At 42.1% G+C, this 15,661-nt stretch carries 16 protein-coding genes and 1 riboswitch; of the genes, 11 read left to right on the forward strand and 5 right to left on the reverse strand.

Translation table 11 applies throughout. The annotated features are described in order from the left end of the window. Positions 1-84: 84 nt before the first annotated feature. Genes DBR40_RS17105 through DBR40_RS17115 form a run of 3 tightly spaced genes read right to left on the reverse strand, consistent with a single transcriptional unit; the run spans position 85 to position 3,222 of the window. Positions 85-699 carry a rhomboid family intramembrane serine protease gene (locus DBR40_RS17105; protein WP_124560960.1) on the reverse strand — a complete coding sequence of 205 codons (615 nt, stop codon included), beginning with the start codon at positions 697-699 and terminating at the stop codon, positions 85-87. Between the two features lie 4 nt (positions 700-703). Further along, positions 704-2,443, reverse strand: coding sequence for a M14 family metallopeptidase (locus tag DBR40_RS17110; RefSeq protein ID WP_124560961.1), 1,740 nt, complete (start codon positions 2,441-2,443; stop codon positions 704-706). A gap of 47 nt (positions 2,444-2,490) precedes the next feature. Beyond that, positions 2,491-3,222 (reverse strand): hypothetical protein, encoded by a 732-nt coding sequence (locus DBR40_RS17115; protein WP_233603921.1) that lies wholly within the window; start codon positions 3,220-3,222, stop codon positions 2,491-2,493. Between the two features lie 59 nt (positions 3,223-3,281). Here DBR40_RS17115 and pepT point away from each other — a divergent pair, with 59 nt between their 5' ends. Beyond that, positions 3,282-4,535 (forward strand): peptidase T, encoded by a 1,254-nt coding sequence (gene pepT / locus DBR40_RS17120; RefSeq protein ID WP_124560962.1) that lies wholly within the window; start codon positions 3,282-3,284, stop codon positions 4,533-4,535. 51 nt (positions 4,536-4,586) lie between these two features. Here the strand turns inward: pepT and DBR40_RS17125 are convergent, their stop codons facing one another. After that, a complete protein-coding gene (locus tag DBR40_RS17125) occupies positions 4,587-4,916 on the reverse strand; it encodes a hypothetical protein (protein ID WP_124560963.1) in 330 nt (109 codons plus the stop codon). 124 nt (positions 4,917-5,040) lie between these two features. Here DBR40_RS17125 and DBR40_RS17130 point away from each other — a divergent pair, with 124 nt between their 5' ends. The 3 genes from DBR40_RS17130 (at position 5,041) to DBR40_RS17140 (ending at position 7,395) form a co-directional block, all read left to right on the forward strand. After that, complete coding sequence (locus tag DBR40_RS17130; protein WP_124560964.1) at positions 5,041-5,907, forward strand: aldose 1-epimerase family protein; 867 nt, start codon at positions 5,041-5,043, stop codon at positions 5,905-5,907. An 81-nt stretch (positions 5,908-5,988) separates the two neighbouring features. Further along, on the forward strand, positions 5,989-6,447 hold the full coding sequence (locus tag DBR40_RS17135; RefSeq protein ID WP_124560965.1) for a DoxX family protein: 459 nt from the start codon (positions 5,989-5,991) through the stop codon (positions 6,445-6,447). A gap of 522 nt (positions 6,448-6,969) precedes the next feature. Beyond that, positions 6,970-7,395 (forward strand): VOC family protein, encoded by a 426-nt coding sequence (locus DBR40_RS17140; RefSeq protein WP_124560966.1) that lies wholly within the window; start codon positions 6,970-6,972, stop codon positions 7,393-7,395. Between the two features lie 34 nt (positions 7,396-7,429). Here DBR40_RS17140 and DBR40_RS17145 read toward each other — a convergent pair whose 3' ends face one another. Continuing rightward, on the reverse strand, positions 7,430-8,737 hold the full coding sequence (locus DBR40_RS17145) for a leucine-rich repeat-containing protein kinase family protein (protein WP_124560967.1): 1,308 nt from the start codon (positions 8,735-8,737) through the stop codon (positions 7,430-7,432). A gap of 229 nt (positions 8,738-8,966) precedes the next feature. Continuing rightward, a riboswitch (TPP riboswitch) is annotated at positions 8,967-9,054 on the forward strand. Between the two features lie 63 nt (positions 9,055-9,117). Here DBR40_RS17145 and thiS point away from each other — a divergent pair. The 7 genes from thiS to DBR40_RS17180 all read left to right on the forward strand — a co-directional run bounded on the left by thiS (position 9,118) and on the right by DBR40_RS17180 (position 15,494). After that, the gene (gene thiS / locus DBR40_RS17150) at positions 9,118-9,321 is read left to right on the forward strand and encodes a sulfur carrier protein ThiS (RefSeq protein WP_124560968.1); all 204 of its coding nucleotides are present in this window, start codon (positions 9,118-9,120) and stop codon (positions 9,319-9,321) included. A gap of 129 nt (positions 9,322-9,450) precedes the next feature. Beyond that, a complete protein-coding gene (gene thiC, locus DBR40_RS17155; protein WP_124560969.1) occupies positions 9,451-11,334 on the forward strand; it encodes a phosphomethylpyrimidine synthase ThiC in 1,884 nt (627 codons plus the stop codon). Between the two features lie 6 nt (positions 11,335-11,340). Beyond that, positions 11,341-11,943, forward strand: coding sequence for a thiamine phosphate synthase (locus DBR40_RS17160; protein WP_124560970.1), 603 nt, complete (start codon positions 11,341-11,343; stop codon positions 11,941-11,943). Beyond that, a complete protein-coding gene (locus DBR40_RS17165; protein WP_124560971.1) occupies positions 11,940-12,575 on the forward strand; it encodes a thiamine phosphate synthase in 636 nt (211 codons plus the stop codon). Before DBR40_RS17160 ends, DBR40_RS17165 begins: the two co-directional genes overlap by 4 nt. Before the next feature lie 6 nt (positions 12,576-12,581). Further along, positions 12,582-13,352 carry a thiazole synthase gene (locus tag DBR40_RS17170; protein WP_124560972.1) on the forward strand — a complete coding sequence of 257 codons (771 nt, stop codon included), beginning with the start codon at positions 12,582-12,584 and terminating at the stop codon, positions 13,350-13,352. Continuing rightward, positions 13,339-14,463: a 2-iminoacetate synthase ThiH gene (thiH, locus tag DBR40_RS17175; protein WP_124560973.1), complete on the forward strand. Its 1,125-nt coding sequence runs from the start codon at positions 13,339-13,341 to the stop codon at positions 14,461-14,463. The genes DBR40_RS17170 and thiH overlap by 14 nt, the downstream gene beginning before the upstream one ends. Continuing rightward, positions 14,457-15,494 carry a HesA/MoeB/ThiF family protein gene (locus DBR40_RS17180; RefSeq protein ID WP_124560974.1) on the forward strand — a complete coding sequence of 346 codons (1,038 nt, stop codon included), beginning with the start codon at positions 14,457-14,459 and terminating at the stop codon, positions 15,492-15,494. The genes thiH and DBR40_RS17180 overlap by 7 nt, the downstream gene beginning before the upstream one ends. Positions 15,495-15,661: the final 167 nt, after the last annotated feature.

The raw sequence follows: 15,661 nt of genomic DNA on the forward strand, positions 1-15,661 counted from the left end.
ACGCCATTTTCTCTGTGTAAAACTCAGTGATCTCGGTTGGTTAAAATTCCTCCGGAAATCTCACATCATCCATCTTCCGGATCTTTACCTCGATCCGGTTAGCAGCGTAAAGAAGTTCTGTAATATACCCGGCACAAAAATAATGGTAAAAATTAAGCCGGTTAAAGCACCGAAAAAGTGTGCATCGTGATTAATACCATCGCGCGAGTTTTTAGAGGCATACGCACAATAAATGAGGTAAATAATGCCAAATATCCATGCCGGAATTCCGAAAGGAATAAACATGATATAAATTTTAGATACCGGGTTAAACAATATAAAGCTGAATAAAACAGCACTGATAGCACCAGAAGCCCCCAAGCTATTATAGTTAAAATGATCTTTGTGCTTAAAAATGGTAGGCAAATCACTTAAAATCAGTGCCAGAAAGTACAACAAGCCAAATTTAAAGCTGCCCAATAGCTGTTCTAATGTAAAAGCAAATGCCACAAAGGTGAACATGTTAAAAAACAGGTGCATCCAATCTGCATGTATAAGGCCGCTGGTAATTACCGTCCACACTTTATGCCCTTTTGATACACTGTACGGATGGAGCATAAACTTGCCGTAAATGCTATGGTCGTAAAAGGCGTAAAGGCTCGTAATAATCGTAAAAACAAAAATTAACGAGGCAACGGGTGCTATATTGAAATATTCCATCGGGTTATTTTAAATCTAATTGAACAGCTGTAACTAAACGGGCTACAGGATATCTGTTATGTGTTTTTTCGTAATAATCAGAATTTTTATACACAAAGTCAAGTTGTGCAGCACCATTCTTTGCAAAATCAGCATCAGCAGCTTTTTTCGCTTCGAGCTGTGCTTTCAACTCCGGGTTTTTCTTCAATAGTTCAGCTGCAGTATCTTCAAAAACATAAGCCGAGTAATGTTCTTTCATATCCAGAATCGAATCGAAAAAATTCCAGTTAAAATAAGAATCAATTGCTTGCGGCTCGAGGGTTTCTACAATATAGCGGTTGCAAGGCTGGTTTACATAAACCACAAAATCGCCGGCATAATACTGCAGGTTTTGTTTCACAGGGTTTAGTTTTACCGCCGAATGGAGGTAGTGCCCTTCATAAGGCCTGGTGCTGGTTTTAAAATCACCGATGTAATAACTTTCAACCTCAATTTTCTGATCGGCTTTTATCTCCTTTAATTTTACTCCGTTTAGCTTCAACAAATTAATTACCCTATCCCAGGCTTTAGGGATAATATAGGCAATTGGTTTCTGTACGGTAATGGCTGGTTCAAACTTATTCCATTCCTTAATCGGTTTGGTGTAGGGTTTACTGCGGTCGTAATATAAACGATCGGCACCACTAACCGCACTTGGTTTTTGGCCAGCTTCAAAACCTTTAAAATTCAGTTCGTTTACTTCGCTTTTATTCAGTTTCCAATCCAACGGAAACGCTTGTTGAGCCGCTACAAAAGCATCTGCCTTTTGCTTGTTTTCGCCAATAATCCGGGCATCACGTGCTACAATATCAACATAAGCCTGTAAAAGTTTATAAGTGGCATCAACCCTTAAATCGTACGATTTTAACATGTGTGTTTCGGGCATAAAGCCAATGGTATTGTGCAGGGTAGTATAACCTGTTGAATACCGTGGCGACTCGATAAAGCCTGTAATTCCACTTTCAGGTGTTTCGCCAATCGAGTTTACATAAGGAATCATCGGATAACCCTGTTGCTCCATCGCGGCATATAAACCTGGCACTAAAGTTTGTGTTAAATAATTGGACAAAATACCGTTCAACTTATCCTTTTGAGTTGGAATAAGGGTCATTACATATTGATAATCGGCTCCGTTGCTCGTATGTGTATCAACAAAAATTTCGGGCTGCCAGGTATTAAAAATCAATTGAAAAGCCGCCGAATTTTTAGAGTCTGTTTTGATGAAATCCCTGTTCAAATCGAGATTTTTACCATTGCCCCTAAACCCATAAGCCACAGGGCCGTTCTGGTTAGCCCTCGAGGTACCAGTGCGGTTAAAACTACCGTCGATGTTATAAAGCGGAATGATACAGATCACCACATCTTTTGGCAGTTTCTTTCCCTTAATCAGATCGCGCGCCAGCATCATAGAGGCATCTATTCCCTCCGGTTCGCCCGGGTGAATGCCGTTATTGATCAGCAAAATGCGTTTATTGCTTTTCCGGATGGCAACAGGATCGAAAACTTTATCCTTCGATAAAACCAGCAGGTGCAAGGGTTTGCCAAAATCGGTGCTTCCATAGCTGAGCAGCTTAGCTTCAGGGCTGCCCTTAATCAGGTTTTGATAGTATGCAATGGCAGCAGTATAAGTTGTGGTTTCGGTTTTACCACTCAGCTCGAAGGGTGTTTTTTGTGCCCATGCCTTTACTGCAATTAATAAAAAGCAAAACACAAAGCATTTTTTCATCAGGATATATTTTGTTTATCTTAAAACCAGGGGAGCAAACACATTTACTAAAGTGTTTTACGATAAGATTTAATCTTCCCGAAGAAATACTTGAAGCCTATGGTATAAGCGTTATAAACATCGGGAGAATAATTTTTAAACTTGATACTCGGATCATTATAACCATCAAGCCCTTCGCCAAAAGTAAAGTTACTTTGTGCATTGATATTAATTACATAACGCATGTAACCATAACCATCCTCAATGTAATAGTTAAACCCGAAATTAATGGGTACTAACAGGTTTAGGCTCTTATCCTCACCCGGAAAAGGTCCATAACCCGGATTAGAGGCAGCCCAGCTTGGTTTATATCTTACAACATCAGTTATCTTATTGTTAATTACTCCTATGCCTGTACCTAAATACAAACCTCTGATATTATATAAAAACTCACTTTTATCGTAATTAACAACCTCGCCCAACATTAACTTGGCATTGGCCGAAATTGAAGTGTATTGGTTGATGAACTGACGGTTATGCGGATCGTTAACAATATCACCACCCTGAACCCTGCCGTATTGTGCTTCTAAACCCAATGTTACAAATGGGGTAACATGAAAATCGAGTACGCCGTAAGTGGTATAACCATAACTTCCTTCGTACACATCAGTATAAGAGCGGTTGATACCAGCGCCTAAACCATATGAAAATTTGAAATAATTGGATCGGGCAAAAGAAAAACTTCCGATAAAAACAAGAAGAACGGTTAGGTAAGTAACTTTCAAGAGGTTCGAAATCATATTGTTTTTTTACAAAAATAATATGATTATTGAATATCTATAACTTTTACCTTTGAATTATGAGTAATTACAACAACTTTAACAAATCTTTAGAACAAAGATTTGTTAAATATGCCAAAATAGATACACAATCCGATCCAGCTTCACCAACCTGCCCATCTACCTTAAAACAAAAAAACTTAGGTCAGGAGTTGGTTAATGAACTACTCGAAATTGGCGTTTCTGATGCAGAAATGGACGATAACGGCTATGTATACGGAACCATTCCTTCAAATACGGATAAAAAACTACCGGTTATTTTCTTTTGCTCGCACATGGATACTTCGCCCGATTGTAGCGGAGAAAACGTGAAACCGATTATTCATGATAAATATCAAGGGCAAGACCTCGTTTTACCCGATGACAACAAAATCATGATCAGAATGTCTGATCATAAAGACTTAAAACACCAGATTGGCAACGATATTATCACTGCCAGCGGCACTACTTTATTGGGCGCCGACAACAAAGCCGGCCTGGCAGAAATTATGGAAGCAGCCGCTTTTTTAATGAAAAATCCGGAGGTAAAGCACGGCACAATTAAGGTTCTTTTCACCCCCGATGAGGAAATAGGCCGTGGCGTTGACAAGGTTGACCTGAAAAAGTTAGGCGCCGATTTTGGTTATACCATTGATGGCGAAACGCTGGGCTCTATTGAAGATGAAACCTTTTCGGCTGATGGAGCCAGGCTTACCGTTTATGGCGTAAGCACCCATCCCGGTTTTGCAAAAGGAAAAATGGAAAGTGCAATAAAAATCCTGGCCGAAATTTTAGACAGCCTTCCCAAAGATACCCTTACGCCCGAAGCTACGCATCAAAAAGATGGTTTTATTCATCCCGTAAGCATTAGCGGCCAGGTAGAAGAAGCAGAAGCGCAATTTATTATCCGCGATTTTACCGACGAAAAACTGGCACAACACGGAACTTTTTTAGCGCAAACCGTAGAAAAGGTAATGGCAAAATACCCCAACTCAACCTACAAACTGGAAATTAAAGCACAATACCGCAACATGAAACAGGTTTTAGATCAGCATCCTAAAATTGTGCAGTATGGTATCGAAGCTATTGAGAGGGCTGGGGTAGTGGCCAAACAACAGAGTATCCGTGGTGGTACCGATGGTTCGCGGCTTTCGTATATGGGTTTGCCTTGTCCCAATATTTTTGCCGGCGAACATGCTTTCCACAGCAAACAAGAGTGGGTAAGTGTTCAGGATATGGAAAAAGCAGTACAAACAATCATCAACATAGCCTCCATTTGGGAAGAAAAAGGATAATATTGAGTTGGGCTCTGGAGTTTCAACAGACTCCAAACCCTCAACTCCAAACTAATAAGCAGCTTGCCCAATAGCCAGGCTGCTTATTTTGCCTTCCTTATTTATTTCGAACTTAAAACAAGTGGTAAAGCTTCCCCACTGATCGGAGTGGAAATGCCCGTATACGTGTAAACCGTTATTTTCAACCTTATCAATATGGGTAAAGCGTTCGTGGCCCAGTGCTTTTTTAAAGAAATTGTTAAACTTCATCTGGTTACCGTCATCGTAAAAAGCAACATCAGAGGCAAACAAGGGGAACCAGATTTTCTCATCTCCTTTTTGTAAAGCCATTATTGCAGCTTTTACCTTTGGGTTCGATAATTTTGTTAAATCTACCGACATAGCGTTATGGTTTTAATGTTGAGCAGAACAATGTTTATTAACCAGCATTAAATGCGTTGGTTAATACCCAAAATTATAAAAAAGAAATTTTCAAAACACAGCTTATTTATTAATTTAGATTCAAATGATAACTCTCGAGAACGAATACGTAAAAGTTGGCTTATCGGCCAAAGGTGCCGAATTGCAAGGCTTGTACAGTAAAGAAACCAATATTGAATACCTGTGGAATGCCGATGCAAAATATTGGGGCAAACATAGCCCGGTATTATTTCCGATTGTTGGCTCGTTAAAAAACAATAGCTTTAATTATAAGGGAAAAAATTACGAGTTACCTCGCCATGGTTTTGCACGAGATTATGTTTTTGAAATTGAAAAAACCACCGAAACAGAGGCCGTTTTTACTTTAACACAAAATGAAGCAACCTTAAAAGTTTATCCTTTTAACTTTGAACTGAAACTGAAATACAGGTTAATAGACAGAAAACTGAACTTAACCTACGAGGTAATTAATACAGGCGCCGAAGAACTGCTTTTCTCAATTGGGGCACATCCCGCTTTTGCAGTCCCCAATACTCCAAATACCACTTACGAAGATTATTACCTGGCCTTTAATGCGGATGAGCGTCTAACCTCCTGGAAACTGGAAGATGGCCTGGTTGCCAATGAGACAGAAAACATTGAACTGGGCGGGCATAAATTAAACCTCACGCACAACTTGTTTTACAACGACGCACTGGTTTTTAAAACCTTACAGAGCAACTGTATTAGTTTACTGAACACTAAAAACGATTTTGGGCTGCATTTCCATTTCGAAGACTTTCCGTTCTTCGGTATTTGGGCTGCTATTGATGCGCCTTTTATTTGCCTGGAGCCCTGGTGCGGCGTAGCCGATGGTGTAAACCACGATCAGCACCTGGAACGGAAAGAAGGGATAATCAGATTGGATGCCGGTAAAAACTGGGAGCGCTTTTGGGAAGTGGAGTGTTTTTAAAGGATTTTCATTTCTTAATCTAGTTTAAGAAAAATGTGAGCCGCAGGTATTAATTTGCTGTTTAAATAATTATCCCACGAAATGAAAAACAGTGCACATTTTCCTCAATTATTTCTTCGCCTGGCCCTGGGCATAGGTTTTATTTTACCCGTTATGGACCGCTTTGGCTGGTTAGGCGCACCGGGCAGCCCAACTGTTGGCTGGGGCAACTGGAGCATATTTTTAGATTACACCAATTCATTAATGCCATTTTTAAGCAGGTCATTAGCTAACATTATGGCTATTATTGCTACAGCCGGCGAATTGGTTTTTGCCGTTTTGCTCCTTATTGGCTACAAAATAAGGCTTGCAGCAATAGGTAGCTTTCTGCTTACTCTGATCTTTGCACTATCTATGTTAATATTTGCAAATTACAGGGCACCGTTTAATTATTCTGTGTTTGTAGTGAGTACATCGAGCTTACTGCTGGCCACAATACCTGATTATAAATGGGCTATAGAAGCTAACAATAAAATTAAGCAGAACCAATTTAGTAATTAGCCGATCAAATAAAGCGCTTCCTGGTTTTGAAAAAGCACCCCCGGTGTAGTAAAAACCTTACACGCTAAAGGGTATTTTTACCTTTTAGTTTGTTCGTAACATGTTGATAACTATATTTATATCGTTAAAATTAAATCAACGGGACGATTTAGATTAAAACAACAAAGGTCTTTCAGCAATGGAAGACTTTTTTATTTTAAAAAACACGCTCCTGAGAGCGTGTTCATTTAACGTTATTTTGCGGGACGATTGAGAAGTAATTTAAAATATTTGTTTAATACCCTCACACAAATATCAAAAAGATAAGCGAGCTATTTCCATTCAGTTTTATTCATCTGAAAAATAGCACCTTACAAAAAATCAGCCGTTTAAATGAACAAAGCATGTTTTAATGAATGAATGATTTTCCACGATAGAATAAGGTGCATCACCTGGTCAAAAAACACCCTTACATTTGTCTCAACTGCCCCCATTTTAAACCAGTAAAGTCTGTAATTTAGTATCAACAAAACGAAAAACATTATGGCAGCAATGCACCCTTATTTAAACTTCGATGGCAAGGCCGAAGAAGCTTTTAACCACTACAAATCTGTTTTTGGTGGTGAGTTTACCTTTTTTGCGAGAATGGGCGATGCACCTGAAAGCGACAAACTATCTGAGGCAGAAAAAAACCGTGTAATGCATGTGGCACTACCGATTAACGGGCACACCATTTTAATGGCTTCTGATTGCGTACCATCTGCAGGCCATGTACTTACAGAAGGAAACAACATGTACATTAATTTACAAGCCGAAAGTCGCGATGATGCCGACAGGTTGTTTAATGGTCTTTCAGCAGGTGGAACCATTGAAATGCCAATGGCTGATATGTTCTGGGGCGATTACTTTGGCAGTTTTAAAGACAGGTTCGGTATCCAGTGGATGGTTAACTTTACCACCAACGGTTAAAAAATATGACTAGTCCTGAGAAATATAAGCGGGACTAGTCAATTTTACTCAATTCTGTTACCAAATCTTGAAAGCCAGGGCGATTTGCCACATCCGGCACCAAACAGGCATCCCTCAGTGCAGCTATACTTTCTAAAACTTTTCTGCTAATAGATTGCCTGTGCAACGCCAGTAAATCATCGAGCAGGTAACCATAGGCCAACACTTCAATGCGTTCTAATGCAAAAACCAGTTTTGCGCTAAGCTGATTATAAAAACTGGCTGCACCAAAATCACCGAACAAAGCACTTCCTTCATCATCAATCAAGGTGTTGTGCGCGTATAAATCGCCATGCATAATCCCTGCGCTGTGTAACTGATTGGCCAGCGAAGCAATTATTCTTGCAATACCTAAAACCTGTTTTTCAGTCAGTACCCGATCAGCAGGAAAAACATCGCGTGTACAACTCTCTAAACTTGGCGGATTGCCCAGGTTATAAAAATGATGCGGGATAAGTTCCATCACCAAACCTTTTTTATCTTCAGGGTGCAATGCAATCTGCCCAATCAGGTTAACCAGCCCGGGGTGAAAACCCGCAGCAATATAAGCCATCATTTCATCTTCCGGCAACCCATCGCTGGTTACATCTCCTTTAAAAATCTTAACCGCTACCTCCTGTATTTCATCACTAATGGTGCGGTTGGCTTTCGAAATCACACCCGATGCGCCTTCGCCCAATACATGGCTGATTTCCAGATCATGCCAGTTGATGGCCGAAAGTTTTTCAACAGCAGGGGTTTTACTAAAATTATTACCAGAAAAGGCAATCCACGCTAACTTAGGCATGGTGGCTATCCATTGTGGCAACTCATGCAGCTTATTTGCCGCAATACGCAACAAACCCAGGTTTTTACATCGGCTAAGCGTTTCAGGCAAAGCCACAAGTCGGTTTCCTGCCAGCATAAGTTTTTCCATGCGTGGGCAAAAGCTAATTTCATCAGGTAAGGTGGCGATGTTGTTATTGGTTAAAATCAGCCAACGGAGATTAGGGTTTAATGCCTTGGCTGGCACTGTTTCGATCTGATTAGACTTAAAACCTACAATTTCGAGCTGAGGGCAATCGGCCAGTACCTCAGGCAGCACCTTAAAATGATTTTCAGAACAAAAGAAAATCCGTAATTTCTTTAAGCGGCCAAAATCTTCGGGCAAGGCAAACAGCTTATTAAACGAAAGATCCAGTACCTCCAGTGTATCGGCAAGGTCAAATATGGCTAAAGGGAAGTGGGTCAGGTTTTCAGTTAATTTTAACGATACCGATCCATTAAGTTCACCGCTTTGCAGTTGTAATAAGGTTTGCCCCATAATGTACTTCGATTTTAATTACACGCGAAGATACCGCTATATAAGGAAATGAACACTAAACAGCGGAAACTATATTAAAATAAAAGAAAATAGATTTTATCTATGTTTATTTTCTTCAAACAATAAATTCAAACTGATAATACAATCATAAGAAGCTCATCATAAGTTTCATCGGCCCGACTCAGATTTATTTTTTATTTGCATTAGTAAATTATAGCGCTATATTTACAAAAAACTTTAGGGGTGCCTAGTGCTGAGAAATACCCTTCGAACCTGATGTAGTTAGTACTGCCGAAGGGAAAAGTGAGTGCAACATCTGTTGCCGTCTTTTCGTACCCTGTTAGGGGCAATCTCTATAGTTTTTCCAATTTTTTTTAAACATGGAAGTAACTATAAACAATCAAAACCATTTTCTTGGCGAAGCCTGTTCTATTGAACGCATGCTTAATTATCTGGCAGTTTCAGCAACCAATGGTCTGGCCATTGCCGTTAACCAAACTATCGTGCCGAAATCGAGCTGGCCTGTGCATATCTTACAGCCTGGCGATCAGATTATACTCATTAAAGCTACTCAGGGCGGATAAAATCGACGAATGATTGGATTTAAATGAGTTAATTGAAGATACAGTCCAATTAATCCTTCATTCATTCGTCAATTCTGTCATTCAATCACTCAATTATTCCCCATTCAATCATTCAGTCACTCTTCTAATATGAAACAAGAAAAAACCCCTAACGCCGAAGCAATCAGCCGCAGCCCGTTTCCGGCATCTACCAAAATATTTGTGCCCGGCAAAATCCACAATATACATGTGGCCATGCGCGAAATCCGCTTAACCGACACTAAAATCCATAATGGATTTGGTTTAACCGAGCCAAACCCGCCGGTAACGGTGTACGATACCAGTGGCCCTTATACCGATCCTAACGCGGTTATTGATGTAAGGAAAGGTTTGCCACGCCTGCGCGAGCAATGGGTAAAAGACCGCCTGGATGTAACGCAGCTCGATCAGCTATCATCGGCATATGGACAGCAGCGCCTGGCCGATAGTAAACTCGATATTTTAAGGTTTAACCATATCAATAAACCTTATCAGGCAAAGGCAGGCGCCAATGTATCGCAAATGCATTACGCCAAAAAAGGCATTATAACTGCCGAAATGGAATATATTGCCATCCGCGAAAACCAGCAGATCGATATTTTAAACGAACAGCTTGGCAACCAGCACGAGGTAATGAACCACCAGCACCAGGGCAACAGCTTTGGCGCCAATACCCCAAAAGGCTACATTACCCCCGAATTTGTACGGGCAGAAGTGGCCGCAGGCCGTGCGGTAATTCCATGTAACATTAATCACCCCGAACTGGAACCGATGATTATCGGCCGTAATTTCCTGGTAAAGATCAATGCCAATATTGGTAACTCTGCAGTTACCTCAACCATTGAAGAAGAGGTAGAAAAGGCCGTTTGGGCATGTAGGTGGGGCGCCGATACAATTATGGATTTATCGACAGGAAAAAACATACACGAAACCCGCGAATGGATTATCCGCAATTCGCCGGTGCCTATTGGTACCGTTCCTATTTATCAGGCATTAGAAAAAGTAAACGGGAAAGCAGAAGACCTTACCTGGGAAATCTTCCGCGACACGCTTATTGAGCAGGCAGAGCAGGGGGTAGATTATTTTACCATCCATGCCGGCGTATTGCTTCGTTATGTGCCATTAACAGCCAAAAGGATTACCGGTATTGTTTCGCGTGGCGGATCGATCATGGCCAAATGGTGTTTGGCACACCACAAGGAAAACTTCCTTTACACCCATTTCGAAGAAATCTGCGAAATTATGAAAGCTTACGATGTGGCGTTCTCATTAGGCGATGGTTTAAGACCGGGCTGTATTGCCGATGCAAATGATGAAGCGCAGTTTTCGGAACTCGAAACTTTGGGAGAACTAACCAAAATTGCCTGGAAACACGATGTACAAACCATTATTGAAGGTCCCGGGCACGTACCCATGCACCTGATTAAGGCCAACATGGAAAAACAACTCGAACACTGCTCGGAAGCGCCTTTTTACACCTTAGGCCCCTTAACTACAGATATTGCACCGGGTTACGATCACATTACTTCGGCCATTGGCGCCGCCATGATTGGTTGGTTTGGAACCGCCATGCTTTGCTATGTAACCCCTAAAGAACATTTGGGCCTACCGAACAAAAAAGATGTGAAAGACGGGGTAATTACCTATAAAATTGCTGCCCATGCGGCTGATTTGGCCAAAGGCCACCCGGGCGCGCAATACCGCGACAACGCTTTAAGTAAAGCACGTTTCGAATTTAGATGGGAAGACCAGTTTAACCTTTCACTTGATCCTGATACCGCTAAGGAATTTCACGATGAAACCCTGCCGGCCGAAGGCGCTAAGATTGCCCACTTCTGTTCTATGTGCGGACCAAATTTCTGCTCTATGAAAATCACACAAGATGTGCGCGAATATGCCGCACAACAAGGGCTGGAGACCGCAGATGCACTGACCAAAGGAATGCAGGAAAAATCGAAAGAGTTTACCCAAAAAGGAAGCGAAATATATTCATAAAACACAATGGAACTGATTGTAATTGCGCATCCAAAGATTTTAAAAAATGAAACCTTATTGGTAAACCAGCTTTTTGAGGCTGGTTTACCTATTTTTCATTTGCGCAAACCAGAAGCAGATGAGGCGGCGCACGGGAAATTTATGGATGGTATTTTACCCGAATACCATAACCGCATTGCCTTACATCATTTCCATTCCTTGGCAGGCGATTATAACATTAACAGAATACACCATACCGAACGTTTTAGAAAGAACAGTACTTTTGGTGATTTTACCCAGCCTTACACTTTCAGTACCTCGATACACAAAATGGCAGAAATTGATCAAATTGACCAATACCATTACAGTTTCTTTGGTCCGGTTTTCAATAGTCTTTCCAAACCGGGTTATGCGGGTATTGCCCATAACGGATTTAGCATAGATAGGCCCAAAACCACTAAACTGATTGCGCTTGGCGGTATTGAGATAAACAACATAGACCAGGTAAAAGCCATGAACTTTGATGGAATTGCCCTTTTAGGCAGTATCTGGAACGATCCGGCACAGGCTTTAAACAACTTTAAAAAAATACAGGAAAAATGCCAGCACCTTTTAACCTTACAGCAATGATCCACCCCCTACAATATATCTCACAAGCACCCAAAACCGGTACCCATTTAGATGCCATTGAGCAGGTACTCCAGGCAGGAGGAAAATGGATCCAGCTTCGCATTAAAAACCTACCCGAAGCCGAAATACTGCCTTTTGCTTTATCGGCACAGGAATTATGCAAGCGTTACGACGCAAAATTAATTGTGAATGATTACCCGCACCTGGCCAAAGCTGCCGGTGCCTTTGGTGTTCATTTAGGCCTGCAGGATATGCCTGTACCCCAGGCCCGGCAAATTATCAACCCCGATCAGATTATTGGCGGCACCGCCAACACTTTCGAACATATTCTGCAACGCGTGGCCGAAGGAGTTGATTACATTGGCCTTGGCCCTTTCAGGTTTACTCGCACCAAAGAAAACCTGAGCCCCATAGTTGGCCTCGAAGGTTACCAGAAACTAATGGAGAAGGTAAAGAAAGCAGGCATTACCACACCAATTATTGCCATCGGCGGAATTGAAGCCGAAGATATTGAGGCCATTCTCGAAACAGGTGTATATGGTATTGCAGTATCGGCAGTATTGACCAACCAAACCCAAACATCGGCTGTATTAGCTGATATGAACAGCAAATTAGCCTTGAACTCTTTTTAAAAAATTATGTTAAAAATAGCAGATCAAACCTTTAGCTCGCGTCTTTTTACCGGAACCGGAAAATTCAGTTCGGCAAAAGAAATGGAAAGTGCCTTAATTGCTTCGGCCTCCGAACTGGTTACTGTGGCGCTTAAACGCGTTGATTTAAAAACCAAAGATGATGACATTTTGCATCACCTAAAATACCCACACATTAACTTACTGCCCAACACCTCGGGGGTACGCAATGCCAAAGAGGCCATTTTTGCCGCACAGTTGGCACGCGAAGCTTTGGAAACCAACTGGATTAAACTCGAAATTCATCCCGATCCCAAATATTTAATGCCCGATCCCATTGAAACGCTGAAAGCTACCGAAGAGCTGGTTAAAATGGGTTTTGTGGTGCTGCCTTATATCCATGCCGACCCGGTTTTATGTAAACGTTTGGAAGATGTAGGCACAGCAGCTGTAATGCCGCTCGGGTCGCCAATTGGCAGTAACAAAGGACTAAAAACCATCGATTTTTTAGAAATCATCATCAGCCAGAGCCGGGTACCCGTAATTGTTGATGCCGGAATAGGTGCCCCATCTGATGCCGCCAAAGCCATGGAAATTGGTGCCGATGCCGTGCTGGTGAATACCGCCATAGCCATTTCTAAAAACCCAATCAATATGGCAGTAGCTTTTAAACTGGCTGTGGAAGCCGGCAGAATGGCCTTCGAAGCTAAACTTGGCGCGCAGCAACATTATGCCGCAGCCAGCAGTCCACTAACCGCATTTTTAGATGATGAGTTTTAATTCCCTATTCGAATCGTATAACTGGGACGATACCAAAGCCAGTATTTACGACAAAACAGCGGCCGACGTTGAGAATGCCCTTGTCACGCAGCAAAGAAGCCTTGAAGACTTTAAGGCACTCATTTCGCCTGCTGCTTTGCCCTACCTCGAAGATATGGCGCAGATTAGTCAGCGGCTAACCTTAGATCGTTTTGGCCGTACCATACAGATGTATATTCCGCTGTATCTATCCAACGAATGCAACAATATTTGTACCTATTGCGGTTTCAGTTACGACAATAAGGTAAGACGCAGAACGCTTAACCCGATGGAAATTATGCAGGAAGTTGCCGTAATTAAAGGTATGGGTTACGATCACGTGTTGCTGGTTACAGGCGAAGCCAACCAAAGTGTGCATACCGATTACTTTAAAAAAGTGCTCGATCTGATCAGCCCGCATTTCTCGCACATTTCGATGGAAGTGCAGCCCCTTGATGTGGCCGATTACGAAACGCTTATTCCGCACGGCTTAAATACCGTACTGGTTTATCAGGAAACCTACCACCAGGACGACTACCGCAAGCATCACCCGAAAGGTAAAAAATCGAACTTTTTATACCGTTTGGAAACACCAGATCGTTTGGGGCAGGCAGGCATCCATAAAATCGGGCTAGGGGTTTTAATCGGCCTGGAAGACTGGCGTACCGATTCGTTTTTTACGGCGCTGCACCTTTCTTACCTCGAAAAGCAATACTGGCAAAGCAAATTCAGCATTTCTTTCCCCCGTTTACGTCCGTTTAGCGGAGGTTTAGAACCCAAAGTAGCCATGAACGATAAGGAACTGGTTCAACTGATTTGTGCCTACCGTTTATTTAACAGCGAAGTAGAGCTTTCCATTTCTACCCGCGAAACCATGGCCTTCAGAAACCAGGTAATCAAACTTGGCATCACCGCCATCAGTGCAGGTTCAAAAACCAATCCGGGTGGTTATCAGGTAGAGCCGCAATCGTTAGAGCAGTTTGAAATATCAGACGAGCGTTCGTCACAGGAAATTGCGGCCATGATCAGAAAACAGGGCTACGAACCCATTTGGAAAGACTGGGATATGAGTTTGATCAACAAATCATGTTAATAAAAGAAGAACAACAACGCTACCAGCGGCAAATGCTATTGCCCGAATTTGGGCTTGAAGGGCAGGAAAAACTGAAAGCCGCCAAAGTACTGGTTATCGGCGCCGGCGGATTGGGTTGCCCCGTACTGCAATACCTGGCAGCGGCGGGCGTAGGCGAAATAGGTATTGTAGATGATGATGTGGTAGAGTTGAGTAACCTGCACCGGCAAATCCTATTTAATGCTGCCGATATTGGCCTGTCAAAAGCCACTGTGGCCTGCGCAAAACTAAAACTGCTAAATCCCCATCTTAGCCTAAACAGCTACGTACAAAGATTCGATGCCACCTGCGCCAAAGATATTTGCAGTCCTTACAATCTGGTAGTAGATTGTTCTGATAATTTCGATACCCGTTACCTTGTTAACGATACCTGTGTGGCCTTGGGCAAAACCCTTGTATTTGGATCAATATTAAGATTTGAAGGACAAATTGCCGTTTTTAACCATAACGGCGGGGTAAATTACAGGGATTTATACCCCGAGCCACCCAGCGAAGATATTAGCTGTGCCGATGGTGGGGTAATAGGCACCCTACCCGGCCTCATTGGTTTATACATGGCCAACGAAACCATTAAACTTATTTGTGAAGTAGGCCAAACCCTGGCCGACAAACTCATGAGTGTTGATCTGTTAAACAATACCAGCTACGTGTTTAGCATTAAAGCCGATACAACGGCAACAAACAATAAGCCTACTCAAATAAAAAACGAACCGCCCATAAAAGAAATAGACCGTCAAACCTTAACGACCTGGCTGGAAACAAAACCCAAAGAGGTTTGCTTAATCGATGTACGCGAAGCCTACGAGCACGAAGAACACAACATTGGAGGGATGCATATTTCCCTATACGATTTAAACAACGCTATCGACCGTATTCCGGCTGGCAGGCAGGTGGTATGTTACTGCCAAACAGGCCAAAAGAGTAAAATGGCGGCTAAGTTGCTCCAACCGTATTATAACGGTGAAGTGTATAGCTTGAAAGGTGGAGTTTAAGTTAAATCCATATGCTGATCCGATGTAAAATATAGACAGGGTGACGATAGAGAGGTGATCACTTTCCTAATCCGTCATTCCGCGTAGGGCGCAGAAAACCCAATCCGTCATGCTGAATTTATTTCAGCATCTCTCCATTGCGCGGCTTAGTTAAGAAGAGCCCCTGA

This window comes from Pedobacter sp. KBW01 (genome assembly GCF_003852395.1).
GTDB lineage: Bacteria > Bacteroidota > Bacteroidia > Sphingobacteriales > Sphingobacteriaceae > Pedobacter.